Genomic DNA, 26,065 nt, shown 5'->3' on the forward strand with positions numbered 1-26,065 from the left:
TGGCTGTACGGCGTGCGTCTGGTGCCGTGGTACGACGGAAGGGACGGCATGTACGGCTGGATCTGGCGGCATCTGCCGGGGAACACGTGGGTGAAGGCAGTGATCTCACTCGTCCTGGTCGTGGCCGTGGTCTACGTCCTCTTCCAGTACGTCTTCCCGTGGGCGGAACCGCTGCTGCCCTTCAACGATGTGACGGTGGACAACCAGTGAGCGCGCGCATTCTCGTCGTCGACAACTACGACAGCTTCGTCTTCAACCTGGTCCAGTACCTGTACCAGCTGGGCGCCGAGTGCGAGGTCCTGCGCAACGACGAGGTGTCGACGGCGCACGCCCAGGACGGTTTCGACGGGGTGCTGCTCTCCCCCGGGCCCGGCACGCCGGAGCAGGCCGGCGTGTGCGTCGACATGGTCCGGCACTGCGCGGACACCGGTGTCCCGGTCTTCGGTGTCTGCCTCGGCATGCAGTCGATGCAGGTGGCGTACGGCGGTGTGGTCGACCGGGCGCCGGAGCTGCTGCACGGCAAGACCTCGCTGGTCGAGCACAGCGGGGGCGGCGTCTTCGCGGGCCTGCCCTCGCCCTTCACGGCGACGCGCTACCACTCCCTGGCCGCCGAGCCGGCCACGGTTCCGGACGAGCTGGAGGTCACGGCCCGTACGCACGACGGCATCGTGATGGGTCTCAGGCACCGCGAACTTCCGGTCGAGGGCGTGCAGTTCCACCCCGAGTCGGTGCTGACCGAGCACGGGCACCGGATGCTGGCCAACTGGCTGGCGGAGTGCGGCGACCAGGGTGCGGTGGCGAGGTCGGCCGGGCTCGCCCCGGTGGTGGGCAGGGCCTCGGCGTGACCGCCCTGCGCCCCGAGCGCGAGTCCGACACCTCGTACGGGCAGCAGTCGTACGGGGCGCGGGGTGCGTTCGAGGAGTGGCGGGGCGGGGAGTCGTACGGGGTGACCCCGCACTCCCAGCCGCAGCAGCCGTACGCGTCGTACGGACCCGTGCCGGACGAGACGTATCTGCCGCCCGCCGACGAGGAGACGGTGGCGCTGCGGATTCCGGACCCCCTGCCGCAGGGCGGCGGCTCCACGGCGGGCTCTGCGGCTTCCTCCGCCACGCGCCGGGACGGACCCGCCCACGGTGGGCGCGCGGCCCGCAGAAAGGCCGCCAAGCGCCGTCACGGGCGCCATGGCGGAGCCTCGGACACGTCGGACACCCCGTCCGCCCGCAGCGGGGGCCGGGGCGGGGCGCCGCTGTCGCGAGTCGAGGCGCGGCGGCAGGCGCGGGCCCGCAAGCCGGGGCCGGCGGTCGTCGCGAGCCGGGCGATAGGCGAGGTGTTCATCACCACCGGCGTCCTGATGCTGCTGTTCGTCACCTACCAGCTGTGGTGGACGAACGTGCGGGCGCACGCCCAGGCCGGCAAGGAGGCCAGCAGCCTCCAGAACGACTGGGCGAGCGGCAAGCGGAACCCGGGGGCCTTCGAACCGGGGCAGGGTTTCGCCATCCTGCACATTCCGAAGCTGGACGTGGTGGTGCCGATCGCCGAGGGGACCAGCAGCAAGGGTGTGCTCGACCGGGGCATGGTCGGCCATTACGCCGAGGGTGCGCTGAAGACGGCGATGCCTGGTGACAGGACCGGCAACTTCGGGCTCGCGGGTCACCGCAACACCCACGGAGAGCCGTTCCGGTACATCAACAAGCTCGCTCCGGGCGATCCGATCGTCGTGGAGACGCAGGACGAGTACTTCGTCTACAAGATGGCGTCGATCCTGCCGGTGACGCCGCCGAGCAACACGAGCGTGCTGAATCCGGTGCCCAAGGGGTCGGGATTCACCAAGCCCGGCCGTTACATCACGCTGACCACGTGCACGCCGGAGTTCACCAGTAAGTACCGGATGATCGTCTGGGGCAAGATGGTCGAGGAACGGCCGCGCAGCAAGGGCAAGCCGGATGCGCTCGTCAGTTAAGGGCAGATGACCAGTGGCAGCGACCACCGACACGGATCACGAAGAGCACACCGGCAGGAGGTCCCGGCCGCCCGCGGCACGACGCCGTGTCGGGCCGGTCGCGATGGCGGTCAGCTTCTTCGGGGAACTCCTCATCACCGCGGGCCTGGTCCTCGGCCTGTTCGTCGTCTATTCGCTGTGGTGGACGAACGTGGTCGCCGACCGTGCGGCGGGCAAGCAGGCGGACAAGGTCCGTGAGGACTGGGCACACGGCCGGGGCGGCCCGGGGGTGCTGGACACGCGCAACGGCATCGGGTTCCTGCACGTGCCGTCGATGCGCAACGGCGAGGTGCTGGTCGAGAAGGGCACGTCGAACAAGATCCTCAACGACGGCGTCGCCGGCTACTACACCGACCCGGTCAAGGCGACCTTGCCGATGTCGGGCAAGAACGGGAACTTCTCCCTCGCCGCCCACCGTGACGGCCACGGTGCCAAGTTCCACAACATCGACAAGATCAGCATGGGTGACCCGATCGTCTTCGAGACGAAGGACAAGTGGTACGTCTACAAGGTCTACGGCATCCTTCCCGAGACGTCGAAGTTCAACGTCGAGGTCCTCTCGCAGGTCCCGAAGGAGTCGGGCCGGAAGAAGCCGGGCCACTACATCACGCTGACGACCTGCACGCCGGTGTACACGAGCACGTACCGGTACGTGGTGTGGGGTGAGCTGGAGCGTGTGGAGAAGGTGGACGCGGACCGCACGCCGCCGAAGGAACTGCTCTGACGGCACTCCCGGCGGGAGAGCGGCCGCCGGCATGACGAAGGCCCGAAGGCGCGCCGTACCGACGCACCCTCGGGCCGGAACCCACGTCCGTCAGGACCACTCGATGCAGGAGTTCAGCTTCCTGTTGCCTTCGAACCGGGCCACCTCGGCGCCGACCTCGAAGATGCCGTAGTCGTCCCTGGCGGTGGTGGAGGCGTACTCGTGGTCGCCCTTGCCGCCCGTGGCCTTGTGCCACGGCCAGTAATGCGTCTTCCCGTTGTGCTGCTTGGACAGGAAGCGGATCCGCGCGTGGTGGTCATCCGCGAGAGTGTCCGTGATGTGCCATTCGAGCTCGAGCGAGGAGACCGCGCCGTCGAAGGTGGGGATGAAGATGAAGCCGTCCGCACCCGTCGTCTTGCAGCCCGGGCTCACCGCGGCCTGAGCCGGACTGGTGGTCAGTGTCCCCACGAGCAGTGCGGCCGCTGCCACACCGAATATCTGCGCAATCCTCTTCACGTGCGTCCCCGTTTCTGGATGGTCCGTGGGCTCGGTCAGCCTCACGCGTGGTCAGTACGTACGTGAACATGCTAACCAACGGATCATCAAGAAGCTTTTGGATAAAGGGTGATGGCCCGGGCTCCCCCTGGGAGCCCGGGCCATCACCCGTGGTGCGGTGTGCCGTCAGTCGTCTTCGTTGCTGCCGGTGATGCCGCCGAAGAGGCCGCCGTTTCCGCCGCCGCCGTTGTTGTTGCCGCCGTTGTTTCCGAAGCCGACCGTCTGGAGGGTGATCGTCGTCCCTGCCGGGTCGTCGACCTCCTGGTTGGCGCCGGGGTTCTGGCCGGCGACGAGGGCGTTGTCGCTCTGGTCGCTGCCCTCGGCGAACTGGATGTTGGTGAAGCCCTGCTGCGCGAGGGTCTGCTTGGCCTGGCCGACCGTCTGGCCGACGACCTGCGGGACCTTGACCTTCTTCTGCTGCTTCTTCTTGCCGATCTGGATGTTGACCGACGAGTTCGGGTCGACCGACGTACCGGCCTGCGGGGTGGTCTGGATGACCTTGCCGACCTGGCTGTCGTCGTCGGTCTCCACCTCGGTGCAGTTGCCGACCAGGTCGCTGGCCTGCATCTGCTGCTTGGCCGCGTCACAGCTCTGGCCGAGCACGTCCGGGACGGTGGACTTCTCCGCCTCCTTGGCCACGGTCAGGGTGATCGTGGAGCCCTTCTCCTGCTCCGTGTCGCCCTTCGGGTCCTGGTCGGTGACCACGCCGGGGGTGCGGTCGGACTCCTCGGTCTTCTGGTCGACCACAAAACCCTTGTCCTCGAGCTGGGCCTTGGCCTTGTCGTAGGTCAGGCCCGTGACGTCCGGCACGGTCACCTTCGGCGCCCCCGTCGACACGACCAGGGAGATGGTGTCGCCCTTGTTGACCTCGACCCCGGGCTTCGGGTTCTGAGCGCAGATCTTGCCCTTGGTCTGGCTGTCGCAAGGCTTGCTGGAGAAGGACAGTTCCAGGTCGGAATTCTTGGCCAGCTGCTGGGCGCCCTGCTTCGACTCACCGATGAAGTTGGGTGCCGCGAGGGCGTCGTTGCCCGCGCCGTCGCCGCTGAACGCCCACCGGCCGATCAGGATCGCCCCCACCAGGACCAGGATGCCCGCGACGACCAGCAGGATCGTGGAGGTGCTGGACTTGCGCTGCTGCCCGCGGCGCCGGTCGGGGCGGTCGTCGTAGCCGTAGCCGCCGTCGTCCGGGTTCATGGGGGGCAGCATGGACGTGGCGCCGGCGCCGGAGTCCGCGCGCAGGGCCGTCGTCGGCTGGTCGTCGGGGTAGCCGCCATAGCCCGCGGAGCCCATCGCTGCCGTGGCGGCGACCGGCTGGCCGTCGAGGCAGGCCTCGATGTCGGCGCGCATCTCGTCGGCCGACTGGTAGCGGTAGTCCGGGTCCTTGACGAGCGCCTTCAGCACGATCGCGTCCATCTCGGGCGTGATCTCGGGGTCGAAGACGCTCGGCGACTGCGGCTCCTCCCGGACGTGCTGGTAGGCCACGGCCACCGGGGAGTCGCCGACGAAGGGCGGACGGACGGTCAGCAGCTCGTAGAGCAGACAGCCGGTGGAGTACAGGTCGGACCGGGCGTCGACCTGCTCGCCCTTGGCCTGCTCCGGCGAGAGGTACTGGGCGGTGCCGATGACCGCGGAGGTCTGCGTCATCGTCATGCCGGAGTCGCCCATGGCGCGGGCGATGCCGAAGTCCATGACCTTGACCTGGCCGTTGCGCGTGAGCATGACGTTGGCCGGCTTGATGTCGCGGTGGACGATGCCGGCACGGTGGGAGTACTCCAGGGCCTGGAGGATGCCGATGGTCATCTCCATGGCACGCTCCGGCAGCAGCTTGCGGCCGGAGTGCAGCAGCTCACGAAGGGTCGAGCCGTCCACGTACTCCATGACGATGTACGGGATCGACACGTTGTCGATGTAGTCCTCGCCCGTGTCGTAGACCGCGACGATCGCGGGATGGTTGAGCGAGGCGGCCGACTGGGCCTCCCGGCGGAACCGGGCCTGGAAGGAAGGGTCACGCGCGAGATCCGCGCGCAGCGTCTTCACCGCCACGGTGCGGCCGAGGCGGGTGTCATGCGCGAGGTAGACCTCCGCCATGCCACCACGCCCGAGCACCTGGCCCAGTTCGTACCGGCCGCCGAGGCGACGCGGCTCTTCCATAGCTACCTACCAGCCCTCTCCGTCGGTCCCGACCGGCACGCTTGTACGGTCGGAGGCTGCCGTCCGGGCCTACCGTACCCGGCTCGCTTTGTGTGACCTGGCCAAGCCCGTCAGCCGATACAGGACCGGTATCGCAACGTGCACCGATGTGAAGCAGGCGTGAGCGGGGTCACTTCTTGCTGTCGATGACCGCCTCCATCACGTTCCTCGCGATCGGCGCCGCGAGGCCGCCGCCGGAGATGTCGTCACGGACGGCGTTGTCGTCCTCGACGACGACCGCCACCGCGACCGGCGAGCTGCCGTCGTCGCCCTTGGCGTAGGAGATGAACCACGCGTAGGGGTTCTCGCTGTTGTCGACGCCGTGCTGGGCGGTACCGGTCTTGCCGCCCACCGTGACACCGGGGATCTTGGCGTTCGAGCCCGTGCCCTTCTCGACGACCGTCTCCATCATCGACTGGAGGATCTGCGCGTTGTCCGGCGACAGCGGCTGGCTCAGCTCCTCGGGGTCGGTCTTCTGGATCGGGTCGAGGCCGGGCGACTGGAGCTCGTCGACCATGTACGGCTTCATCAGCTTGCCGTCGTTGGCGACGGCCGAGGCGACCATGGCCATCTGCAGCGGGGTCGCGGCGGTGTTGAACTGGCCGATGGACGACAGCGCGGTCTGCGAGGGGTTCATGTCGTCGGAGAAGACCGAGGCGTTGGCGCGGACCGGCGTGAAGTGCTCCTCGTCGAAGCCGAACTTCTTGGCCATGTCCAGCATCTTGTCGTTGCCCAGGTCGGCGCCGATCTTGCCGAACACGGTGTTGCAGGAGTACTGGAGGGCGACCCGCAGCGAGGCGTTCTTGCAGGGGATGTTGCCCTCGTTGGGCAGCTTGGTGTTGGTGCCCGTCATGACCCACGGGTCCGGCGAGTCCGTCTTGCCGTCGGCGGTCGTGTACTTGCCGTCCTCCAGCGCCGCGGCCGCGGTGACGACCTTGAAGGTGGAGCCGGGCGGGTAGGTCTCGCGCAGTGCCCGGTTGAGCATCGGGTCGGCGGGGTTGTTCTTCTTCTGCAGCTTCGTCCAGGCCTTGCTGTCCGTCTTCGTGGAGTTCCCGGCGAAGGACGACGGGTCGTACGACGGGTAGGAGGCCAGGGCGAGGATCTTGCCCGTCGACGGCTCCAGGGCGACGACGGCGCCCTTGCCGCCCTGCTTCTCGAGACCGTTGTACGCGGCCTTCTGGGCGGCGGCGTTCAGGGTGGTGACGACGTTGCCGCCCTGCTGCTTCTTGCCCGTGAGCATGTCGAGGGTGTTGCGGAAGAACAGCCGGTCGTCGTTGCCGGTGAGGATGCCGTCCTCGAGGTTCTCCAGCTGCGTGGCGCCGAAGGCCTGCGAGGCGTAGCCGGTGACCGGCGCCCACATGGGGCCGTCCTTGTAGGTGCGCTTGAACTTGAAGTCGCTGCCCGACGACTCGGCGGAGCCGGTGATCGCCTTTCCGCCGACGATGATGTTGCCGCGGGGGGAGGCGTAACGCTCGATGGTGACGCGTCGGTTGTTCTTGTTGGTCCGGAGCTCGTCGGCCTGGACGTACTGGATCCAGTTGTCGCGGATCAGCAGTGCCAGAACGAGCAGGCCGCAGAAGATCGCGATCCGGCGCAGGGGCTTGTTCATGACGGGCGGACCACCTGGGTCATCTCGGCGTCGGGGTTGGCGGCGGGGGCGGGGGCCGGGCGGCGGGCGGTGTCGCTGATGCGCAACAGGATGCCGATCAGCGCCCAGTTGGCGATCACGGAGGAACCGCCGTACGCCACGAACGGCAGCGTCATACCGGTCAGCGGGATGAGGCCCATCACACCGCCGGCCACGACGAACACCTGGAGGGCGAAGGCACCGGACAGGCCGATGGCCAGCAGCTTGCCGAACGGGTCACGGGCCGCGAGGGCGGTACGCACGCCGCGCTCGACGATCAGACCGTAGAGCAGCATGATCGCCATGACGCCCGCCAGCCCCAGCTCCTCGCCGAAGGTGGCGAGGATGAAGTCGGAGTTGGCGGCGAAGCCGATGAGGTCGGAGTTGCCCTGCCCCAGGCCGGTGCCGAGGGTGCCGCCGGAGCCGAAGGCCCACAGCGCCTGCATGGCCTGCTCGGAGTGGACGACGCCGTCCTGGACGGCAGCACGGGAGAGCTCGAACTCACGCATCGGGTCGAGCCAGGCCTGGACACGCGTCTGGATGTGCGGCTCGAAGCTCGCCACGCCGACCGCGCCGACCGCGGACATCAGCAGACCGAAGACGATCCAGCTGGTCCGCTCGGTGGCGACGTACAGCATGATGACGAACATCCCGAAGAACAGCAGGGACGTACCGAGGTCGGTCTCGAAGACCAGGATCAGGATCGACATCACCCAGACGACGAGGATCGGACCCAGGTCACGGCCGCGCGGCAGGTACAGCCCCATGAAACGGCGGCTGGCCAGGGCCAGGGCGTCCCTCTTGACCATGAGGTAGCCGGCGAAGAACACCGCCAGGGCGATCTTCGCGAACTCACCGGGCTGGAGCGTGCCGAGGCCGGGGATCTTGATCCAGATCTTGGCGCCGTACGTCGGAGCACTGAGACCGGGGATCAGCGGCATCACGAGCAGGAGCAGGGCCGCTGCCATGGAGATGTAGGTGTACCGCTGGAGGACCCGGTGGTCCTTCAGGAAGATCAGCACGACCACCAGCAGTGCGACACCCATCGCCGAGTACAGCAGCTGGCGCGGTGCCGCCTCGACGAAGGTCCTGCTCGCCTGCAGCTTCTCCGACTGGTCCAGCCGCCAGATCACCACCAGCCCGAGCCCGTTGAGCAGGGTCGCCAGCGGCAGCATCAGCGGGTCCGCGTACGGCGCGAACTTGCGGACGACGAGGTGCCCGACGCCCGCGAGCAGACCGAGCCCGAGCCCGTAGCTCAGCAGGCCCGGCGGCACCGAGTCGTGGAGTGCCAGGCCGACGTTGGCGTAGGCGAACACCGGGATGACGACGGCGAACACCAGCAGTGCGAGCTCGGTGTTGCGCCGGCTCGGCGCGCCGATGGCGCCGATCGTGGACGTGTGGTGCGTCGCCGAGGGCGACGTATTCGTACCGCTCATCGTGTGACAGGGCCTCTCACGGCTACTGCTTACCGCACAGCGAGACGACCTTCTGCTCTTCCTCCGAGAGGCTGGGGCCGGGGCTGGGGGTGGGTGCGGTCGTGGTCGGGGGCGTGGACTTCTCCGGGGCCGACGGTGAACCCGACGGGCTGGACGGGTTCGGTGTCGGTGTGGCCTTGGACGTGAAGGAGGCGGGAGTGGTTCCCGTGGTGCCCCCGGCCTCGCCTTCGCCGGTCTTGGAGTTGTTCTTGCTCTCGGCTTCGCGCCGCTGCGCCTCCTTCTTGCACGCGGAGGCCTGCACCGACAGTTCCTGGATCTTCGCCTGGGCGTTCTTGAGCCCGCCCTCGGGAATCGTCTCCTTGACCTGCTTCTGCTGGTAGGGCGGCAGGTACTTGAGTTCGATCTCGGGGTGGTCCTTCTGGACCTTCGAGAGCGAGACCCAGGCCAGGTCCTGGCTGATGCCCCGGTACAGGGCGACGTGCTCGTCCTCGGCGCCGACGTAGTACTGCGTCTGCGTCCAGCGGTATCCGCCGTACAGACCGCCGCCGACGACGGCCAGGGCGAGCGCGCCGTAGAAGGATCTCTTCAGCCAGCGGCCCTTCTTGCGGCGGGGCTTGGTGAAGTCGTCGTCGCCGTAGTCGAAGCCGTCCGCGGGGATGTATCCGGTGGTGTCGCCGGAGCCGGGCGGGCCGAACTCGCCGCTCCCGCCGCCGCGGCCGTGCCCGAGGCGGCCGAGCCCGGAGGCGCGGCCCGCGGGGGTCTGCATGATGCCGTTGTCGTGCAGCTGGTGCTGGTTCTCGGCGACGGCGCCGACCACGACGGGGGTGTCGGACAGCTGTCCCGCGAGGGTGTCGCCGGTGTCGAGGTCGAGGACGTCGGCGATGATGACCGTGATGTTGTCCGGGCCGCCGCCGCGCAGGGCGAGCTCGATCAGGTTCTGGACGGTCTCCTGGGGGCCCTGGTAGCTGGCGAGGGTGTCCTCCAGGGTCTGGTGGGACACCACGCCGGACAGGCCGTCGGAGCAGATCAGGTAGCGGTCGCCGGCGCGGACCTCGCGGATGGACAGGTCCGGCTCGACGTGGTCGCCGGACCCGAGGGCGCGCATCAGCAGCGAGCGCTGCGGGTGCGTGGTCGCCTCCTCCTCGGTGATGCGGCCCTCGTCGACCAGGCGCTGCACCCAGGTGTGGTCCTGGGTGATCTGGGTGAGGACGCCGTCGCGGAGCAGGTAGGCGCGCGAGTCGCCGACGTGGACCAGGCCGAGGCGCTGGCCCGTCCACAGCAGGGCGGTCAGGGTCGTCCCCATGCCTTCCAGCTGGGGGTCGTCCTCGACCATGGAGCGCAGCTGGTCGTTGGCGCGCTGTACCGCGGTGCCGAGCGAGGTGAGGATGTCGGAGCCGGGGACGTCGTCGTCGAGGGCGACGATCGTGGAGATGGCCTCGGAGGAGGCGACCTCACCGGCCGCCGCGCCGCCCATGCCGTCGGCGATGGCGAGCAGGCGCGGGCCGGCGTATCCGGAGTCCTCGTTGCCCTCCCGGATCATGCCCTTGTGCGATCCGGCCGCGAAGCGCAGTGACAGACTCATGCGCACCTCGCCTGTCGGCTCCGGGTACAGCCGGTCGTGTCGAGCCACACTGCCCACCCTCCGGTCGGGAGCGCGCGGGGGGCCGGGGTGGGGCCCGCCACTGCGTGCTCGCTCCGCTCGCGCCTATCCATGATGTAGCACTACTTCCGCAGCTCGATGACGGTCTTGCCGATGCGGATCGGCGCGCCCAGCGCAATCGGTGTGGGAGTCGTCAGCCGGGACCGGTCCAGGTACGTGCCGTTGGTGGAGCCGAGGTCCTCGACGATCCACTGGCCGTCGCGGTCCGGGTAGATCCTGGCATGGCGGCTGGAGGCGTAGTCGTCGTCCAGCACGATCGTCGAGTCGTGCGCCCGGCCCAGGGTGATGGTCTGGCCCTGGAGCGCGACCGTGGTGCCGGTGAGGGTGCCTTCGGTCACGACCAGCTTGGTGGGGGCGTTACGGCCCCGGCGGCCGCCGGTGGGCTGCTGGCGCTGCTGCGGCGGCGCCTGGCGGGCGGCGGCCTGCTGCTGCCGGCCTGCCTCGCGGCGCGATCCGCGCTGGGTGACACGCGTACCGAACAGGTCGCTGCGGATGACCTGCACGGCCACGATCACGAACAGCCACAGTACGGCCAGGAAACCCAGCCGCATGACCGTGAGGGTCAGCTCTGACATTGCCCCCGCTTCACCCTTCGGCTTGCCGGTAAATGATGGTGGTGCTGCCCACGACGATCCGCGAGCCGTCGCGGAGCGTAGCGCGGGTGGTGTGCTGCCCGTCCACCACGATGCCGTTGGTGGATCCGAGATCCTGGATCGTCGAGGGCGTTCCGGTCCGGATCTCGCAGTGCCGGCGGGAGACGCCGGGGTCGTCGATCCGCACGTCGGCGTCGGTGCTGCGGCCCAGCACCAGCGTCGCGCGGGAGATCTGGTGGCGGGTGCCGTTGATCTCGATCCAGTGGCGGGTGCGTCCGCCCGCGGCCGGGGGCCGCTGGGCGCTCGCGGCGGGCGGGTAGCCGTAACCGCCGGGGCGGCCGCCGGGCGGCGGCGCGGCCGGCATGGGCGGGGCGCCGGCGGGTGCGGCGGACGGCGGGTAGCCGTAGCCACCGGGGCGTCCGCCCTGCGGGGCCGCGGGCGCGGCGGCGCCGCCTCCCGGGCCGCCCTGCTGGCTGCTGGAGGAGGCGAGCGTACGGCTGCGCACCCGGTACAGGCCGGTGTCGAGGTCGTCCGCCTTCTCCAGGTGCACCTTGATCGGGCCCATGAAGGTGTAGCGCTGCTGCTTGGCGTAGTCGCGCACCATGCCGGCGAGCTCGTCGCCGAGCTGGCCGGAGTAGGGGCTGAGCCGCTCGAAGTCGGGTGTGCTCAGTTCGACGATGAAGTCGTTGGGGACGACCGTCCGGTCGCGGTTCCAGATGGTGGCGTTGTTGTCGCACTCACGCTGGAGAGCTCCCGCGATCTCCACGGGCTGGACCTCGGACTTGAACACCTTGGCGAAGGTGCCGTTGACCAGACCTTCGAGACGCTGCTCGAACTTCTTCAGGACTCCCATGGGGCACCTCCTCCGTCGTTGCCGTCCTGTGTACTGCCCTGCGGACCGCTTGGCTGGTACTGCTTACTGATCGTATCCACGCGCCGCTCGATCGGCTGGTTCCCCCTGTCAGCCCCGCCGACGGGTGTCGACGCATGACGAAGTTCCCTGTGGAGCTCGTCTTCGAACTCCTCCGGTGTTACTGCTGCGCGTATCCGCCTCCGGTATGCCTGACAAGGATCGTAGAGGCGGCTGAAGACCAGTGTCCCGCACCTGGCTGTGGACCCCGCCTCCTCCTGCGGAGACGGCGGGTACCGGTACGAGGTTGATACGTGAACCGGTACGGGTTGATACGTGGCAGGGACATCGACCGTTCGCCGGCGGGTCTGCCTGCGGGGATAAGGGATGTGAACCCACCCCTTCCAGCGTGCTAATGTTCTGGGTGTCGGAAGGCGCCGGCCCCAACGGGGCAGACGCCCAGGACACACCCAATGCGCGGGTGGCGGAATAGGCAGACGCGCTGGATTCAGGTTCCAGTGCCCGCAAGGGCGTGGGGGTTCAACTCCCCCCTCGCGCACCGTCGGAACGGGCGGCATCGATCAGATGCCGCCCGTTCTTCGTGTGTCCGGATGTGCCGTCTCGGGCCGGGCCCGGAGCCGTGCAGCCGTGCCGTGTGAGGAAGCTCTCAGGCCTGTTCGGCCGGGCCGTCCCCCAAGGTCCGCCCCGGTGCGAAGCGTTCCCGGACGAGCGGGTCGTCGAGGAGGCGGGGCGGGTAGCCGGGGCCGGTGCGGGCGCTCATGTCCCGCTGGTGCAGTACCTCGCCGCAGGCCGAGCAGACGACCCGGGCCTCGGTGTCGTGGCCGCAGGGCCGGTGGTGCAGGACCACGGGGGCGCCCGCGTCGTCGGCCAGCCAGCGGTCCCCCCAGGCGTTGATCGCGGCGAGCACGCCGAAGAAGTCGCGGCCCTTGTCCGTGGGCAGGTACTCGTGACGGACCGGGTCGCTCTGGTAGACGCGCCTGTGCAGCAGGCCCTCGGCCTCCAGGCGCCGCAGCCGGTCGGTGAGGGTGTTGCGGGCGATGCCCAGGGTGTTGATGAAGCCGTCGAAGCGGGATTCGCCGTAGAAGACCTCGCGCAGCACCAGGAGGGTCCAGGCGTCGCCCAGGATGTCGGCGGTGCGGGCGATCGAGCAGGGCCAGGTGCCGAACGAGGTCCGTCGCATGGGTTCACTGTAGAAGGCGGCCGCCTTGTCGGTCTCATGATGAGATCGGCCCTTCCGGCCGGGGCGCTACTCGCGCATGCCCGCCAGGTCCGCCGGGCGGCGGCGCAGGGCGAGGGCGGCGGGGACCGTGGCACTGACCACGGCCAGGAGGGCGCAGGCGGTCGCCGTCGCGCCGAGGGCCTGCCACGGGAGGGTGACGGCGGACGGCACCGACAGCAGGGCGAGGGCGGCCCCCATGCCGGCCAGGTTGACGCCGGTGACCAGCAGGCCGAGCAGCACGCCGGCCGTGACGGCCGTCAGGGCCTCGGCCGCGGTCAGCCGCAGCACCTGCCGGCGGGTCGCTCCGGCCAGCCGCAGCACGGCCAGGTCACGGGCCCGGTCGGAGGCCGCCATGACCGTGGTGCTGGCCACGGAGATGCCCGTGTAGAGCAGGGCGATACCGAGGACCATGAGGAGGCCGAGGCGGGTGGTGCGGTTGGTCTCGGGCTGGTTGGCGTGCAGCCATGCGTCCCGGGTGAGGACCCGCGCGCCTCCCGGACCGGCCGCCTCGCGCAGCGCGGTGGCCACGGCCCCGGGGGTGGTGCCGTGCTCCAGGGCCACGTCCACGCGGTCGACCGTGGCGCCCGGGGCGTTGCGCGGGGTGACGTAGACGCCGTTGCCGCCCGTGCCGGTGGGCATCACCGCGGCGATGCGGAGGGTGCGCGGGGCTCCGTCGCCGAGCCAGACCCGGACGCGGTCGCCCACCCGGTGCCGTTCCCACTCCTCGTTGACGATGATCGAGTCGTCGTCGAGGTCGCTCACCCCGCCGGCGCCGAGCGGCAGGCGGGTGGTGGCCGCCAGATCGCGGGGGATCGCGGCGCGGGCCTCGGAGCGGATCAGGGCCACCCCGTCCTCCAGCACGTGCACGGCCGTCGACGACGTCGGGGAGATCCGCGCGCCCGGCACGGCACGCAGCCTGTCCAGGGTGGCGGCGTCGAAGCCCTGCCCGGCGGCGGGGGTGACGACGAAGGCGGCGGTGGTGCGTTCGCTCGTCTCGGTGGACTTCGCCTGGTCCAGAGTCGCGGTGGCGCCCAGGAGCGAACCGGCGAGCGCGACCGTGATCAGGACGGGGGCCGCGAGGGCGGCGGTGCGGCGCACCGCGGTGGCGGTGTTCTCGCGGACCACGGTGCCCAGGACCGAGGGCAGGCAGGTCAGCAGGCGCGTCAGGGGGCGCAGGACGAGGGGGGCGAGCAGGGCGGCCGCCGTGATCAGCAGCATGGGGCGGCTGATGTACGTCTTGCGGTGGAGCAGGTCGCCCGGGTCGGTGGTGAGGGACAGGGCCAGGGTCACGGCGGCGACGAGCAGGAGGGCCGTGCCGCAGAACAGACGTCCCCGGGTGAGCGGTCCGCTGTCGGCGGCGGCCTCGCGCAGGGCCTCGGCGGGGGCGGTGCGGCCGGCCCGCCAGGAGGCCGCGGTCGCTCCGCACAGGGCGACGAACAGGCCCGTCCAGAAGGCGGCGTGGTAGGGCCAGGTGTGCTCGCCGATGGTGAACCAGGCGGGGGCGAGGCCCTCTTCGGCCACCCGGGCCGCCAGCAGCGGCGCCCCGTAGGAGCCCAGCGCGCAGCCGGCCACCGAGGCGAGCACACCGACGGCGAGGGCCTCGGCGAGGACGGCCCGGCGCAGCTGCGCGGGACTGGCCCCGGCGGTGCGCAGCAGGGCGAACTCCCTGCGGCGCTGGGCGACCGCGAAGGCGAAGGTCGACGCCACGACGAACACGGACACGAACGCGGTGACGCCGCCGGCGGTGCCGAAGAGGGCGTTCATGGCGGTGAGCGCCTCACGGTCCCGGTCCGGGTTCGCATCGGCGAGGCGGCGTGCCGTGCCGGTGAGCACCTGGGCGCTGTCGCCCACCGCCGCGCGTACGGACGCCGGGTCGGCCGCGACGACCAACTGGTCTGCCGCCGGGCGCAGTTGTGCGGCGCGGGCGTCCGCGAAGAACACGGCGTTCTCGAAGCCGCGCGGGGTCAGCGTGCCCACGACGCGTACGGTGCCCGCGTCGGTGTGGATCCACCGGCCCGGGCGGGCCCAGTCGCCGGTGACGGCGACCTCGCCGGCCGTGCGGGGGGCCCGGCCGGTGGCGAGGTCGTACGGGGCGAACGCGGCGGTGGACCAGGGGTGGCCCACCAGGCCGGCGGGAGCGCCGGGTGCCCGGACGGGGAACGAGCGGTCCTCGACGACCGGGCCCAGCGTCCGCAGCCGTGCGACGGTCGCGGCCGGTACCGGACGCGGGTGGGCGAGCCGGGAGGCGCGCACGCCGATCGGGGTCGGTACCCGCAGGGTGTCCTGCCCCTTGACCACGACCGGCGCGGCGGCGAAGCGTTCGGGGGCGCGCTCCGGGGCGGTGAGCGTCGAGGCCAGGGCCAGGCCCATCACGGTGAGCAGGGCCACGCCCAGGCAGAGCGCGACGAAGCTGCCGGTGAAGGTGGCCCAGCGGGCGCGCAGGGTGTGCAGGGTGACGCTCAGCACGGCACGGCCTCCAGACGGGTCATGCGGCCGGCGATGGTTTCGGCGTCGGCGCCCGTCAACGCGCCGCTCACACGGCCGTCGACGAGGAAGACGACACGGTCGGCGTACGCGGCGGCCACCGGGTCGTGCGTGACCATGACGACCGTCTGGCCCTCGCGGTCGACCATGCCGCGCAGCAGGCCGAGCACCTCACGGCCGGTGCGGGTGTCCAGGGCGCCGGTCGGTTCGTCGGCGAACAGCACATCGGGCCGGGTGATCAACGCGCGGGCCAGGGCGACGCGTTGCTGCTGGCCGCCGGAGAGCTGGGCCGGCCGGTGCCGGGACCGGTCCGCGAGCCCGACCTGACCGAGCGCCTCGCGCACCCGGGCCGTGGGGACGCGGCGGCCGGCCAGGCGCAGGGGCAGGGCCACGTTCTGCTCGGCGGTCAGCGAGGGCAGCAGGTTGAACGCCTGGAAGACGAACCCGACGCGTTCGCGCCGCAGCAGGGTCAGCCGCCGTTCGCTCAGCCCGGTCAGCTCGGTGCCGCCCACGGCGACCGAGCCGGAGGTGGGCCGGTCCAGGCCGGCCGCGCACCGGAGCAGCGTGGACTTGCCGGAGCCGGAGGGGCCCATGACGGCGGTGAGGGTCCCGGCGGGGAACGCGAGCGAGACCGCGTCGAGTGCGGTCAGGGGCCCGTATCTCCTGGTGAGCGAGTCCAGCCGGACGGCGTCGTGTGTCATGGGTTCCCCCTGGTGTCGGTGTCGCTTCCACGAAACCGGGCGGGGGCGGGCCGGCGCACTGCGGCAGGGCCTAGACCCGGGGTAGGGCCAGGCATACCCCCGGGCCTCTGCCTGCGCCCATGGCCGCGGCACCGGGCGGCTCCTACGGTGATCCGCATGCATCCTCGGAACGTGTGGCAGGCCCTGTCCCGCCCCGGCTACCTGCTGTCGGCGTGGCCCTGGAGGTCGGCGGCCTACCTGCTCACCGGCGCGGTCACCGGCGTGGTCGTGCTGGTGGGCATCGTGCTGGGGGCGGTGGCCGGCGGGGTGCTCGCGCTCGCGCTGGTGGGGCTGCCGCTGCTGCTCGGGACGGCCCTGGCGGGGATTCCGGTGGCGGCCCTGGAGCGCTACCGGCTGCGGCTGGTCGACGAGGAGCCGGCGCCCGGCCCGCACGAGGAGCCCGGGGAGCCGGGGCTGCGGGCCTGGCTGGTGACGCGGTTGCGGGAGCGGGCCACCTGGCGGGAGCTGGGCCACGCCCTGCTGTTCGCGGGGCTGCTGTGGCCGGTGGACGCCCTGGCGTTCGCCGTCCTGCTGCCGGGGCCGCTCTCCGTGGTGGCGACGCCGTTGCAGCTGGCCCTCTTCGGTGAGGCGAAGGTCCTCAAGGTGTGGCTGGTCACCGGCTGGCCGGCTGCCGTCGGCTGGGCAGTCCTCGGGCTGGTGCTGCTGGCCCTGGGCGGCTGTCTGCTGGGTGTCGTGGCCGGGGCCCGGGCCGGGCTGGCCCGGCTGCTGATCGCGCCGCGGGAGGCCGAGCTGGGGGCCCGCGTGATCGAACTGGCCCGCTCCCGGGTGCGGTTGGTGGACGCCTTCGAGACGGAGCGGCGGCGGATCGAGCGCGATCTGCACGACGGGGCGCAGCAGCGGCTCGTCGCCCTGACGATGACGCTCGGGCTGGCTCGCCTCGACGCCCCGCCCGGCCCGCTCGCCGACCAGCTCGCCAAGGCGCACCAGGAGGCGGGCACGGCCCTCGCGGAGCTGCGCGAGCTCATCCGCGGCATCCACCCCAAGGTCCTCGCCGACTACGGTCTGGAAGCGGCGGTGGCCGACGCGGCCGACCGTTCGGCCGTGCCCGTGGACGTCGGCCTGGAGCTGCCCGGACGGCTCTCCCCGGCGGTGGAGGCCGCCGCGTACTTCGTGGTGTGCGAGGCGCTCGCCAACGTGGGCAGGCACAGCGGGGCCGGCCGGGCGGAGGTCAGCGGGGAGCACCGCGACGGTCGGCTGCTGCTGCGGATACGCGACGACGGGCGCGGCGGGGCGCGGGCCGGGGAGGGCAGCGGGCTGACCGGACTCGCCGACCGGGTGTCGGTGCTCGATGGCAGACTCTCCCTGTCCAGTCCGCCCGGCGGACCGACCCTGCTGTGTGTGGAGATCCCTTGTGACCCTGCGAGTTGAGCGGCCGCTGCGGGTCGTCCTGGCGGAGGACAGCGTCCTGTTGCGGGACGGGCTCGTCGGACTGCTGGAGCGCTGCGGGCACGAGGTCGTCGCGGCCGTGGGGGACGCCGGTGCGCTGGTCGCGGCCGTCGGGGAGCACGACCCGGACGTGGTCGTGACGGACGTGCGGATGCCGCCCGGCTTCCAGGACGAGGGCCTGCACGCGGCGGTGCGGCTGCGCCAGGAGCGGCCCACGCTGCCCGTGCTGGTCCTCAGCCAGTACGTGCAGCGCCGGTACGCCGCCGAGCTGCTGGACTCGGGCGACGGCACGGGCGTCGGCTATCTGCTCAAGGACCGCGTCGGCCAGGTCGAGGAGTTCGTCGAGGCGCTCGGCGAGGTCGCGGAGGGCGGCACGGTCGTCGACCCCGAGGTCGTACGGCAGTTGCTGCGCCGCCGCCGCGACCCGCTGGAGCGGCTCACCCCGCGCGAGCGGGAGGTGCTGGCGCTGATCGCCGAGGGCAGGTCCAACAGCGCGATCGCCCGCGAACTGGTCGTCTCCGAGGCGGCCGTGGGCAAGCACGTCTCCGGCATCCTCACCAAGCTCGACCTGCCCCCGGCCGACGCCACCCACCGCCGGGTGCTGGCCGTGCTGGCGTATCTGCGGGCCTGACGGGGCGTTTCCGCGGGCCTGACGGGCGTATCGGCGGGCCCGACGAGGCGGATCCGAGGGTCTGACGGACCGGCAGCCCCGCCCATAGGGTGCACGCATGACGCTGCAACTTGTTCAGGTGAACTTCAAGGCCCGGGACGACTCGGCGCTCGGCCGGTTCTGGGCGGACGTGCTGGGCTGGGGCGTTTCCAGCGAGGGCCCCGGGGTCACCAACCTGGAACCGGTGGGCTTCGACTGGCCTGACCCGTCCGCCGTCTGCGTCGATCTCGTCCGCGTCCCGGACCCGGAGTCGGTGCGGTACCGCGTCCATCTCGAACTCGCCACCACGTCGGACGCCCATCAGGCGGAGCTGGTCGCACGCCTGAAGGACCTCGGGGCGACCCCCGTCGACCCGGGTCGGGGTGACGTGCCGTGGACGAAGCTGGCCGACCCGGAGGGCAACGTCTTCAGCGTCCTGGAGCCGCGGGAGCTCTACCGCGACACCGGGCCCATCGCCGCCGTGGTCGTCGACTGCGCCGACCCGCGGGTCATGGTCCGGTTCTGGGGAGAGGCGATCGACTGGACCGTCCATGAACTGACCGACGACCGCGCCCTGCTGCGCTCCGCCGAGGGGGTCGGGCCGTACCTGGAGTTTCGCCGCACGCCGGACGACCGGGTCGTCACCGGTCGCGTCCACCTCGACGTCAGGCCCGACCCGATCGAGGACCAGGCGAAGGAGGTCGCCCGGCTCGAAGGGCTCGGCGCAACCCGGGCCGATGTGGGGCAGGGCGACGTCCCCTGGGCCGTCCTGGCGGACCCGGAGGGCAACGAGTTCTGCGTGCTCGGCCGGGGCTGACGGGGACTGCGTCCGGTCCTTTCGCACGGCGGTACGGCAGTGCGCACCCGTACGGGACGGCCCGAGGAGCACTTCCAAGGGCCTTGCGTGGTGCGCACGTTGTATTAAAACCAGCGAGTTGGTTTCATTGCGTCGCCATCAGAGCCCTGCAGGGGAGCCACGGGTGACCAAACAGGACCGGGCCGTCCGGACCCGTCTCGCGCTGATCCGTTCCGCGGCCGAGCAGTTCGAGGCCCGGGGATACGTCCGGGCCTGCCTGGCGCAGATCAGCGCGGGTGCCGGCGTCAGCTCCGGCGCGCTGCACTTCCACTTCGCCAACAAGGCCGCCGTCGCCGAGGCCGTCGAGCACGCGGCCGCCGGTGCCCTGCACGAGGCGGCGGGGCACGGCCGGGACGCCGGCGGCAGCGCTCTGCAGCGGCTCGTGGACGTCACCCACCACGTCGCCCGGCTGATGTGCGCCGACGTGGTGGTGCGGGCCGGGCTGCGGCTGAACGCCGAGGGTCACGGCGGGCGGACGCGGGACCTGCGCCGCGAATGGCGGGAGTGCGTGCAGGGGCTGCTGGCCGAGGCGGAGGGGCGGGGCGAACTCGCCGCCGGTGTGACACCGCAGCGCACCGGCGCCGTCGTCCTCGCCGCCACGACCGGTATCGAGGTCCTGGCCCGGGACGACCGCGACTGGCTCGCCCGGCCCTCGCTGACCGATCTGTGGCACCTGCTGCTGCCGTGCCTGGCGGCACCGTGCCTGGCCGGAGCGCTGGATCCGGCGGGGAGCGGATCGGCGGCGAGTGGACCGAGTGGATCGCCGGGGAGCGGGTCGGCGGGGAGTGGGCCGGCAGCAAGTGGGCCGACGGCCGGTGGGTCGGCGGAAGCGGCGCCGGTGGGGAGCGGATCGGACGTTCCGGGCGTCCGGGCGCAGGCGTGCGGTGTGGGGCTCGCGCTGCGGTAGGGACGCGCCCCCTGGTCGAGCACGCTGCCGAGCCGTGACCGAAACAAACCGGATGGCAAGTTTTTCGGGCGCGCTGATCGCACGATGGTCTCCCAGCATCTGGACCGAGGAGCGATGAGCCATGACTCAGCCCGCCTGCCCCTTCCTGTCGATCGACCCGTCCGGTCAGGACCTGTACGGCGAGATATCCCGCATCCGTGACCAGGGCCCGGCCGTGGAGGTCGAACTCCCCGGCGGCGTACGGGCGTGGTGGATCAACGGCCTGGAGCTGAACAAACGGCTCCTGGCCGGCCCCGAGACGAGCAAGGACGCCTTCCAGCACTGGCCGGCCTGGATCAACGGGGACATCTCCCGCACCTGGCCGCTCGCCATCTGGGTCTCGGTGCGCAACATGGTCACCGCCTACGGCTCCGACCACAGCCGGCTGCGCAAACCGATGGCCGCCGCCTTCACCAAACGCCGCGTCGACGCGCTGCTGCCACGCGTCCAGCAGATCGTCGACCAGGCGCTGGACGCACTGGAACGCGTCCCGGACGGCGAAGTCGTGGACCTGCGGGCGGCGTTCGCGGCGCCCGTCCCGCACGAGGTGGTGTGCGAGCTCTTCGGCGTACCGGGCGGCGAGGACGGCCCGCGCGCGGACCTCTACCGCATCATCAACCGCTTCTTCGACACGGCCATCTCCCTGGAGGACGCGCAGGCCAACGCCGTCGACCTCTACGGCACGCTGACGGCCTTCCTCCAGCACAAGCGCGAACACCCGGCCGACGACCTGACGACGGCGCTGATCGCCGCGCGCGACGAAGGTGCCCTGAGCGAGCAGGAGTTGATGGACAACCTGATCCTGCTGCTCACCGCGGGTTTCGAGACCACGGTCAACCTCATCGACAACACCGTGCACAGCCTGCTCGCCCACCCCGGGCAGCTCGACCTCGTCCGCTCCGGGCGGGCGACCTGGGAGGACGCCCTGGAGGAGTCGCTGCGCTTCGAGGCGCCGGGTGCCATGTCGGGGCTGCGCTACGCCGTGGAGGACATCGAGATCGAGCCGGGCCTGACCATTGCCAAGGGCGACCCGCTGGTGGTCTCCTTCGCCGGTGCCGGGCGCGACCCCGAGCGGCACGGGCCCGACGCCGAACGGTTCGACATCACCCGCGGCACCAGCCGCGACCACGTGTCCTTCGGCCACGGGGTGCACCACTGCCTGGGCCGGCCCCTGGCCATGGCCGAGGCGACCGTGGCCCTGACGTCGCTGTTCGCGCGCTTCCCGCGGCTGGCCCTGGCCGATCCGTCGTGTCCGCCGAAGCGGCTGCGGTCCATCATCTCCACCGGCCACGAGGAACTGCCGGTGCTGTTGCACGGCCGGCGCCCCGGCCCGCGACCGGAGTCCGAGCGGGAGCCGGAGGCGGCGCCGGAGTGATCAGGAGACCTTCCGGCCCTGGAGGAAAGCGCGGTACCAGGGCACCGCGCGGGGGAAGGCGGCCGTGAACCCCTCACCGGGCGAGCAGTCGAAGGTCTTCCAGAACGTGTCGTCCACGAACCAGTGGTCGACCGTGAGCATGCCGAGGTGATGCAGGGCGAGCGGTGACCCGGCGGCCCGGTCGAGGGCGGTGGCGACGTCCACGGCCGCGCCGCCGCCGGGGTCCCCGAGCTCCCGGCACACGGCCGCCAGCAGGTCCGGAACCGGCACCGGCTCGGGGTGGCCGACGTGGTGCACACCGCCGCCGGGTGCCGGGGAGAGCGCGGCGGCCACCACCGCACGGCCCAGGGTGTCGGCGTCGATCATCGACTGGAGCGCCTCGCAGCCGGTCAGGGTGGCCGACAGCTCGTTCATCAGCCACACCAGCCCGGGGATCACCCAGCGGTCGCCCTCGCCGTACACGAGGTGCGGGCGCAGCACCAGGCCGCCCGCGTCGAGGACGTACCGTTCGGCGGCGGCCCGGGTGCGGCTGGTGGGCGAGGCGGGTGCGATCGGCACCTCCCCGGGGCGCACGCCGCGGAAGGGGCCCCGGCCCTGCACGGCGGCCGTACTGACGTACACGATCCGGCGCACTCCGGCGCGCACGGCCTCCTCGACCAGGGCCCGGGTGCCGTGGTCGTTGACCGCCTCGACGGTCTCGGCGTCGCCGCCGACCCGCGTGGCGCAGTGCACCAGGACGTCCGTGTCGGCGCAGACGCCGCGCAGGGAGGGCGGGGCACAGAGGTCGCCGTGCACGTACTCGGGTCCGGGCGGTGCGTGCCGGGACAACAGGCGTACGCGGACGCCCGGTTGCCGCTTCGCCGTGGCGGCGACCCGGCCGCCGACGAAGCCGCTCGCGCCGGTGATCAGAATCTTGAGCGTCACGACAGGGACCGTACCCGCGCGGGGCGGGCGGAGGTCAGGTCGGCGGTGAAGACCGGCTCGCCGTCCTGCCGCCCCGACACCCGTACGGTCACCTCCCCGGGACGCTCGTCGACGACCTCGGTCTCGATCCGGCACGGGCTGTGCAGTTCGGCGTAGCGGGCGAATTCCGCCGTCATCCTGAGCGGCAGGAACGGGTGCAGGCCCGACGCGGCGGTCGCGGCCTGGCGGGCCGCCTCGAACAGGACCATGCCGGGAACGTGGTCGTTGGGGCGCGAGAAGAGCACCGGGTGACCGGTGTCGACGCGCAGGTTCCAGACGCCGGGGCGGTCGCCGGGAGCGAGGACGACGTCCTCGGCGCGGGCCCGGCCCGCGGTCCGCGGCGCAATGCCCGCCGGGAGCGGCACCGGTATGTCCAGGGCGTGCAGCCTGCCCGCGCGCAGACGGCGGTAGGCGCGCGGTGGGGTGCAGCCGGTGCTTCCGGTGCCGCGGGCGACGAGACGTCCCGCGCGGCGGAACTCCATCGTGGTCCGCATGCTGCGCAGCCCGCGGCCGCGGCGGCGGACCTCGGAGCACACGACGTCGAACTCGACGGGTTCGGCGGCGTCCGCGAGCAGGAGTGCGGCCGGGTCGACGTGGACCGTCATGTCCCACATGACGAAGTGCGTGTCGGCCGGGGCACCGAACTCGGCGTGCGCGAGCACCATCGAGGCCTGCCGCAACGTTTCGCCCACGACCATCGGGTCCTGGTGACGGTCGTCCACGGGGCCGAAGAAGGGGTGGTCGGCCGGCCAGTGCCCCGTGAAGTGGAAGCGGCTGTCGGAGATTCGGGTCCACCGGGTGGGGAAGACGTCCGTCTCAGCGGTGCGATGGGCGAGTTCCTTGGTGACGACGGCGGTGTGGGAGCGGGGGGTGGGGCGTTCGGTGACGGCACGTTCGGTGACGGGGATCTGTGGTGCGGATCGGCCGGTGGCAGGGGTCGCGGACCGTGGCGGGCGGACTTCGGTGGTGGGGCGGGCTGCGGTGGCGGGGCGTGCTTCGGTGGTGGGGCGTGCTTCGGTGGTCGGGTGTGCTTCGGTGGTGCGGGTCGGTGACATGGGTTCGTTCGCTGGTGAGTGGGCCGACGGGGCCGAGAGGGCGGACGGGGGTGTGCCGGTCGCTGCCGGGATCGCCTGTACCCGCCGCTCTCGGAGGGCGGTGTTCTGTGGCGTGTTCTCGACGGTCGTAGCCGTTGCGTTTGCCGGACTGCCCTCACGTCCGGTCTGATCCTCCGTGAGTGGGCTTAAAGGCCCTGTCTGCGGCATGAGAACCCCCAGGATCGGCTGCCTGGCCGCGGTCGACGCTTGACTAAGATACGGACGAGCCGGTTTTTTTCAAAGGGTGAACCAAGCCGCTGGAACAGGCTCTCGCGCCCTCGCCACACAGCGACTTCACAGGGATCGACGGAGATCAGGAGGCATCCGATGGCGCGACAGGAGCGCGCGATCCGCACCCGGCGGACCATCCTGGAGGCGGCAGCGGCCGTCTTCGACGAACGCGGCTACACCTCGGCGACCATCGGCGAGATCCTGGACCGGGCCGGCGTCACCAAGGGCGCGCTGTACTTCCACTTCGGTTCCAAGGAGGAGCTGGCGGTGGGGGTGTTCGAGGAGCAGCTCGCGATCACGCTCCCGCCGCAGACCAGCAAGCTCCAGGAACTCGTCGACTCCGGTCTGGTGATGGCCCGTCGCCTGCGGTCCGAACCGCTGGTGCGGGCCAGTGTGGGGCTCGCCCTCGACCAGGGGGCCATGGACCTCGACCGCACCCCGGCCTTCCGGATGTGGATCGACCAGAACACGCAGATGCTGACCGAGGCGAAAGCGCGGGGCGAACTGCTCCAGCACGTCGACGTGGCGGAGACGGCCGAGCTGCTGGTCGGCAGCTTCTCCGGGGTGCAGCTGCTGTCCCAGCTGCGCTGCCAGCGGCAGGATCTGGAGCGCCGGGTCGTGGTGCTGTTCGAGCACTTCCTGCCCAGCATCACGGTGCCGGCGGTGCTGGCCCGGCTCGACATCTCGGTGGAGCGGGCCGAGCGGGTGCTGGCGCAGGTGCTGACGGAGGAGGGTGCGGCCGTGCCGGCCCGGGCCGCCGTGCCCGCGCAGACGACCGTGGCTTCGGGGGCGTGAGCACTGCCGCGAGGCCCGGTGCCGCTTGGGCCGGCGCGGTCCGGCCCCGCTGGGCGCGGCCCCGCTGGGCGCGGTCCGGCTCGGCGCGGGTTGTCCACAGCCGTGGAGTTGTCCACAGGGTCTGACGCGTTTCGGCCGCCGGTTGTACGGTCGGCACGAGTGGATGTTCGTGCGCGTGCGGGGGAGGCGGTCGGGATGACCAGGACTGGAGCTCAGGACGAGAGCGGGAGCACGGCGAAAGGCGGGGCACCGCGCAGGCTGCCCCGGGTCCGCGGCTTCGCCGAGTGGCCGGCCGCCGGTTCGCCCAAGGACGAGGGCAAGGCCCTGCGCAAGCGGATCCCGCGCAGTGCCCACGCCTCGCTCGACCTGGACGCCTCCCGGCCCGACGCGGTGAGCGCCGTCGAGGAGTCGGGCCGCGGGCGGCTGCCCGAGCTGACCCCGATCCGGGTCGGGCGCATGGCCGCCAACCCGTTCGCGTTCCTGCGCGGCTCGGCGGGACTCATGGCGTACGACCTCGCGCGCACGCCGATGACGAGCATCCGGGCCCAGCTCTGCGGCGACGCCCACGCGGCCAACTTCGGCCTGTACGGCGACGCCCGCGGCGGGCTGGTCATCGACCTGAACGACTTCGACGAGACGGTGCCCGGCCCTTGGGAGTGGGACCTCAAGCGCCTCGCGGCCTCCCTGGTGCTCGCGGGCCGGGTGGCGGGCGCCGACGAGGACCAGTGCCGCAAGGCGGCGTACGACGCGGCGGGCGCCTACCGCAGAACCATGCGGCTGCTGGCCAGGCTTCCGGTCCTGGACGCGTGGAACGCCATCGCGGACGAGGAGCTCGTCTCCCACACCGACGCCCATGATCTGCTCGGCACGCTGGAGCGGGTCGCCGAGAAAGCCCGCCACAACACCAGCGGCCGCTTCGCCGCCAAGTCGACCGAGGCCACCGAGGACGGCGGGCGCCGCTTCGTCGACGCGCCACCGGTGCTGCGGCGCGTCCCGGACGCCGAGGCCGCGGCGGTGGCGGCGTCCCTGGAGGAGTACGTCGGCACGCTGCAGGAGGACCGCCTGCCGCTCCTCGCGCGGCACGCGGTGCAGGACGTGGCGTTCCGCGTGGTCGGCACGGGCAGCGTCGGCACCCGGTCCTACGTCGTGCTGCTCCTGGACCACCGGGGCGAGCCGCTGGTGCTTCAGGTGAAGGAGGCGCGGGCGTCGGCGCTGGTGCCGCATCTGGCGACGGCCGGTTTCGAGGCGCCGGAGGCCGGCCATGAAGGCCGCAGGGTCGTGCTGGGCCAGAAGCGGATGCAGGTCGTGAGCGACAACCTGCTGGGCTGGACGACGGTCGACGGCTTGCCCTTCCAGGTCCGGCAGTTCCGCAACCGCAAGGGCAGCGTCGATCCTGCCGCCCTGGCCGCCGATCAGCTGGACGACTACGGCCGCATGACCGGCGCCCTCCTGGCCCGGGCGCACGCGCACAGCGCCGATCCGCGGCTCATCGCCGGCTACTGCGGGAAGAACGAGGAGCTGGACGAGGCGATGGCGGCCTTCGCCGTGACCTACGCGGACCGGACGGAGGCGGACCACGCGGATCTGCTGGCGGGGCTGAAGGCGGGGAAGGTGGCGGCGGAGCTGGGAGTGTAGGGGCGCCACGGCCGGCGGGCGAGCCTCGGTGCAGGGC

23 protein-coding genes and 1 tRNA gene are annotated in these 26,065 nt (G+C 71.7%); 12 read left to right on the top strand and 12 right to left on the bottom strand.

Annotation, left to right across the window (positions count from 1 at the left end):
* Positions 1 to 12: 12 nt before the first annotated feature.
* Genes AB0937_RS32670 through AB0937_RS32685 form a run of 4 tightly spaced genes read left to right on the top strand, consistent with a single transcriptional unit; the run spans position 13 to position 2,723 of the window.
* Complete coding sequence (locus AB0937_RS32670; protein ID WP_366716872.1) at positions 13 to 210, top strand: hypothetical protein; 198 nt, start codon at positions 13 to 15, stop codon at positions 208 to 210.
* Positions 207 to 845: an aminodeoxychorismate/anthranilate synthase component II gene (locus tag AB0937_RS32675; RefSeq protein WP_366716874.1), complete on the top strand. Its 639-nt coding sequence runs from the start codon at positions 207 to 209 to the stop codon at positions 843 to 845. Before AB0937_RS32670 ends, AB0937_RS32675 begins: the two co-directional genes overlap by 4 nt.
* Complete coding sequence (locus AB0937_RS32680; protein WP_366716875.1) at positions 842 to 1,960, top strand: class E sortase; 1,119 nt, start codon at positions 842 to 844, stop codon at positions 1,958 to 1,960. Before AB0937_RS32675 ends, AB0937_RS32680 begins: the two co-directional genes overlap by 4 nt.
* Positions 1,961 to 1,973: 13 nt before the next feature.
* On the top strand, positions 1,974 to 2,723 hold the full coding sequence (locus AB0937_RS32685; protein ID WP_366716877.1) for a class E sortase: 750 nt from the start codon (positions 1,974 to 1,976) through the stop codon (positions 2,721 to 2,723).
* Positions 2,724 to 2,813: 90 nt separating this feature from the next.
* On the opposite strand, the gene AB0937_RS32690 is transcribed toward AB0937_RS32685, so the two are convergent.
* From AB0937_RS32690 to AB0937_RS32720, 7 genes are all read right to left on the bottom strand, one after another.
* The gene (locus tag AB0937_RS32690; RefSeq protein WP_366716879.1) at positions 2,814 to 3,218 is read right to left on the bottom strand and encodes a hypothetical protein; all 405 of its coding nucleotides are present in this window, start codon (positions 3,216 to 3,218) and stop codon (positions 2,814 to 2,816) included.
* A 165-nt stretch (positions 3,219 to 3,383) separates the two neighbouring features.
* The gene (pknB, locus tag AB0937_RS32695; protein ID WP_366716880.1) at positions 3,384 to 5,408 is read right to left on the bottom strand and encodes a Stk1 family PASTA domain-containing Ser/Thr kinase; all 2,025 of its coding nucleotides are present in this window, start codon (positions 5,406 to 5,408) and stop codon (positions 3,384 to 3,386) included.
* A 169-nt stretch (positions 5,409 to 5,577) separates the two neighbouring features.
* Complete coding sequence (locus tag AB0937_RS32700) at positions 5,578 to 7,056, bottom strand: penicillin-binding protein 2 (RefSeq protein WP_366716882.1); 1,479 nt, start codon at positions 7,054 to 7,056, stop codon at positions 5,578 to 5,580.
* Positions 7,053 to 8,510 (bottom strand): FtsW/RodA/SpoVE family cell cycle protein, encoded by a 1,458-nt coding sequence (locus AB0937_RS32705; RefSeq protein ID WP_366716883.1) that lies wholly within the window; start codon positions 8,508 to 8,510, stop codon positions 7,053 to 7,055. Before AB0937_RS32705 ends, AB0937_RS32700 begins: the two co-directional genes overlap by 4 nt.
* Before the next feature lie 22 nt (positions 8,511 to 8,532).
* Positions 8,533 to 10,092, bottom strand: a complete 1,560-nt coding sequence (locus tag AB0937_RS32710; protein WP_366716884.1) for a Stp1/IreP family PP2C-type Ser/Thr phosphatase — start codon at positions 10,090 to 10,092, stop codon at positions 8,533 to 8,535.
* 140 nt (positions 10,093 to 10,232) lie between these two features.
* Positions 10,233 to 10,745 carry an FHA domain-containing protein gene (locus AB0937_RS32715; RefSeq protein WP_366716886.1) on the bottom strand — a complete coding sequence of 171 codons (513 nt, stop codon included), beginning with the start codon at positions 10,743 to 10,745 and terminating at the stop codon, positions 10,233 to 10,235.
* A 10-nt stretch (positions 10,746 to 10,755) separates the two neighbouring features.
* A complete protein-coding gene (locus AB0937_RS32720) occupies positions 10,756 to 11,616 on the bottom strand; it encodes a DUF3662 and FHA domain-containing protein (RefSeq protein ID WP_366716888.1) in 861 nt (286 codons plus the stop codon).
* A 472-nt stretch (positions 11,617 to 12,088) separates the two neighbouring features.
* Here AB0937_RS32720 and AB0937_RS32725 point away from each other — a divergent pair.
* A tRNA-Leu gene (locus AB0937_RS32725) sits at positions 12,089 to 12,172 on the top strand.
* 108 nt (positions 12,173 to 12,280) lie between these two features.
* Here the strand turns inward: AB0937_RS32725 and AB0937_RS32730 are convergent.
* From AB0937_RS32730 to AB0937_RS32740, 3 genes are all read right to left on the bottom strand, one after another.
* Positions 12,281 to 12,814, bottom strand: coding sequence for a helix-turn-helix domain-containing protein (locus AB0937_RS32730; RefSeq protein WP_366716890.1), 534 nt, complete (start codon positions 12,812 to 12,814; stop codon positions 12,281 to 12,283).
* A 66-nt stretch (positions 12,815 to 12,880) separates the two neighbouring features.
* Positions 12,881 to 15,319, bottom strand: a complete 2,439-nt coding sequence (locus tag AB0937_RS32735) for an ABC transporter permease (protein ID WP_366716892.1) — start codon at positions 15,317 to 15,319, stop codon at positions 12,881 to 12,883.
* The gene (locus tag AB0937_RS32740; RefSeq protein WP_366716894.1) at positions 15,313 to 16,038 is read right to left on the bottom strand and encodes an ABC transporter ATP-binding protein; all 726 of its coding nucleotides are present in this window, start codon (positions 16,036 to 16,038) and stop codon (positions 15,313 to 15,315) included. Before AB0937_RS32740 ends, AB0937_RS32735 begins: the two co-directional genes overlap by 7 nt.
* Positions 16,039 to 16,194: 156 nt before the next feature.
* Between AB0937_RS32740 and AB0937_RS32745 the strand changes: the two genes are divergently transcribed.
* From AB0937_RS32745 to AB0937_RS32765, 5 genes are all read left to right on the top strand, one after another.
* Positions 16,195 to 17,466, top strand: a complete 1,272-nt coding sequence (locus AB0937_RS32745) for a sensor domain-containing protein (protein WP_366716896.1) — start codon at positions 16,195 to 16,197, stop codon at positions 17,464 to 17,466.
* The gene (locus AB0937_RS32750; protein WP_366716967.1) at positions 17,456 to 18,115 is read left to right on the top strand and encodes a response regulator transcription factor; all 660 of its coding nucleotides are present in this window, start codon (positions 17,456 to 17,458) and stop codon (positions 18,113 to 18,115) included. The genes AB0937_RS32745 and AB0937_RS32750 overlap by 11 nt, the downstream gene beginning before the upstream one ends.
* A gap of 97 nt (positions 18,116 to 18,212) precedes the next feature.
* A complete protein-coding gene (locus tag AB0937_RS32755; protein ID WP_366716898.1) occupies positions 18,213 to 18,950 on the top strand; it encodes a VOC family protein in 738 nt (245 codons plus the stop codon).
* 163 nt (positions 18,951 to 19,113) lie between these two features.
* Positions 19,114 to 19,896 (top strand): ScbR family autoregulator-binding transcription factor, encoded by a 783-nt coding sequence (locus AB0937_RS32760; RefSeq protein ID WP_366716900.1) that lies wholly within the window; start codon positions 19,114 to 19,116, stop codon positions 19,894 to 19,896.
* A gap of 121 nt (positions 19,897 to 20,017) precedes the next feature.
* Positions 20,018 to 21,310 carry a cytochrome P450 gene (locus AB0937_RS32765; protein ID WP_366716901.1) on the top strand — a complete coding sequence of 431 codons (1,293 nt, stop codon included), beginning with the start codon at positions 20,018 to 20,020 and terminating at the stop codon, positions 21,308 to 21,310.
* Here the strand turns inward: AB0937_RS32765 and AB0937_RS32770 are convergent, their stop codons facing one another.
* Both AB0937_RS32770 and AB0937_RS32775 read right to left on the bottom strand, forming a co-directional pair.
* Complete coding sequence (locus tag AB0937_RS32770; protein ID WP_366716902.1) at positions 21,311 to 22,234, bottom strand: NAD-dependent epimerase/dehydratase family protein; 924 nt, start codon at positions 22,232 to 22,234, stop codon at positions 21,311 to 21,313.
* A complete protein-coding gene (locus AB0937_RS32775) occupies positions 22,231 to 23,328 on the bottom strand; it encodes a ScbA/BarX family gamma-butyrolactone biosynthesis protein (protein WP_366716903.1) in 1,098 nt (365 codons plus the stop codon). The genes AB0937_RS32770 and AB0937_RS32775 overlap by 4 nt, the downstream gene beginning before the upstream one ends.
* A gap of 366 nt (positions 23,329 to 23,694) precedes the next feature.
* Here AB0937_RS32775 and AB0937_RS32780 point away from each other — a divergent pair, with 366 nt between their 5' ends.
* Together AB0937_RS32780 and AB0937_RS32785 are read left to right on the top strand one after the other, a co-directional pair.
* Positions 23,695 to 24,393, top strand: a complete 699-nt coding sequence (locus AB0937_RS32780) for a ScbR family autoregulator-binding transcription factor (RefSeq protein WP_366716904.1) — start codon at positions 23,695 to 23,697, stop codon at positions 24,391 to 24,393.
* Positions 24,394 to 24,588: 195 nt separating this feature from the next.
* Positions 24,589 to 26,028: a DUF2252 domain-containing protein gene (locus tag AB0937_RS32785; protein ID WP_366716905.1), complete on the top strand. Its 1,440-nt coding sequence runs from the start codon at positions 24,589 to 24,591 to the stop codon at positions 26,026 to 26,028.
* The last annotated feature ends 37 nt before the right edge of the window (positions 26,029 to 26,065 follow it).

Origin of the sequence: Streptomyces sp. NPDC047880 (assembly GCF_040706515.1) — a bacterium.
Lineage (GTDB): Bacteria > Actinomycetota > Actinomycetes > Streptomycetales > Streptomycetaceae > Streptomyces.

What these genes read in the sequence shown, in the direction of transcription:
- AB0937_RS32775 (WP_366716903.1), bottom strand. Translation starts at nt 23,328, where the DNA reads ATGTCACCGACCCGCACCACCGAAGCACACCCGACCACCGAAGCACGC.
- AB0937_RS32730 (WP_366716890.1), bottom strand. Translation starts at nt 12,814, where the DNA reads ATGCGACGGACCTCGTTCGGCACCTGGCCCTGCTCGATCGCCCGCACC.
- pknB (WP_366716880.1), bottom strand. Translation starts at nt 5,408, where the DNA reads ATGGAAGAGCCGCGTCGCCTCGGCGGCCGGTACGAACTGGGCCAGGTG.
- AB0937_RS32755 (WP_366716898.1), top strand. Translation starts at nt 18,213, where the DNA reads ATGACGCTGCAACTTGTTCAGGTGAACTTCAAGGCCCGGGACGACTCG.
- AB0937_RS32715 (WP_366716886.1), bottom strand. Translation starts at nt 10,745, where the DNA reads ATGTCAGAGCTGACCCTCACGGTCATGCGGCTGGGTTTCCTGGCCGTA.
- AB0937_RS32720 (WP_366716888.1), bottom strand. Translation starts at nt 11,616, where the DNA reads ATGGGAGTCCTGAAGAAGTTCGAGCAGCGTCTCGAAGGTCTGGTCAAC.
- AB0937_RS32740 (WP_366716894.1), bottom strand. Translation starts at nt 16,038, where the DNA reads ATGACACACGACGCCGTCCGGCTGGACTCGCTCACCAGGAGATACGGG.
- AB0937_RS32705 (WP_366716883.1), bottom strand. Translation starts at nt 8,510, where the DNA reads ATGAGCGGTACGAATACGTCGCCCTCGGCGACGCACCACACGTCCACG.
- AB0937_RS32700 (WP_366716882.1), bottom strand. Translation starts at nt 7,056, where the DNA reads ATGAACAAGCCCCTGCGCCGGATCGCGATCTTCTGCGGCCTGCTCGTT.
- AB0937_RS32710 (WP_366716884.1), bottom strand. Translation starts at nt 10,092, where the DNA reads ATGAGTCTGTCACTGCGCTTCGCGGCCGGATCGCACAAGGGCATGATC.
- AB0937_RS32785 (WP_366716905.1), top strand. Translation starts at nt 24,589, where the DNA reads ATGACCAGGACTGGAGCTCAGGACGAGAGCGGGAGCACGGCGAAAGGC.
- AB0937_RS32780 (WP_366716904.1), top strand. Translation starts at nt 23,695, where the DNA reads ATGGCGCGACAGGAGCGCGCGATCCGCACCCGGCGGACCATCCTGGAG.
- AB0937_RS32765 (WP_366716901.1), top strand. Translation starts at nt 20,018, where the DNA reads ATGACTCAGCCCGCCTGCCCCTTCCTGTCGATCGACCCGTCCGGTCAG.
- AB0937_RS32745 (WP_366716896.1), top strand. Translation starts at nt 16,195, where the DNA reads ATGCATCCTCGGAACGTGTGGCAGGCCCTGTCCCGCCCCGGCTACCTG.